The following is a 548-nucleotide window of genomic DNA, read 5'->3' as shown; positions in this document are numbered from 1 at the left end:
GACGGCACCATCACCCTCGACTACAGCTATGAGCTGACCAATGCGCCGAGCGAGGACGTCGAGGACCTGCTGGACAGTGTCACTGTGACGGCCACCGACGAGGATGGCTCGACCGACAGCGGTGATCTGAATATCCAGATCGTCGATGACGCGCCGACCGCCGAGGACGACACCAATAGCGTCACCGAAGGCGACGACACCGCCAGCACCGTCGAGACCAGCGGCAATGTGATCGGTGGTGATACGGCATCCGCCGGCGATGTCGCCGATACCGAGGGCGCCGATGGTGCCACGGTGACGGCGGTGGAAAGCACCAATGTCCCCGGCAACAGTGCCAGCGGCACCGATACCCTGGTGGTCGACGGCGAGTACGGCACCCTGACGATCGAGGCCGATGGCAGCTATACCTACGCGCTGGACAATACCAACCTGGACGTCCAGGGCCTGAGCGAGGGCGACACGCTGGAGGAAGCGTTCACCTATACGCTGACCGACGGCGATACCGATGCTGACGACGCCACCCTGACCATCACCATCGACGGCAGCGA

General features: G+C 63.9%; 1 protein-coding gene. It reads left to right on the top strand.

The genetic code is table 11. The annotated features are described in order from the left end of the window. Positions 1-548, top strand: a 548-nt coding sequence (locus tag LU493_RS19480; protein WP_275289463.1) for a VCBS domain-containing protein, incomplete at both ends; no start/stop codon positions are given.

The sequence above is a fragment of the Halomonas elongata genome, assembly GCF_029081005.1.
GTDB lineage: Bacteria > Pseudomonadota > Gammaproteobacteria > Pseudomonadales > Halomonadaceae > Halomonas > Halomonas elongata_B.
This window is presented reverse-complemented; position numbering and strand designations above follow the sequence as displayed.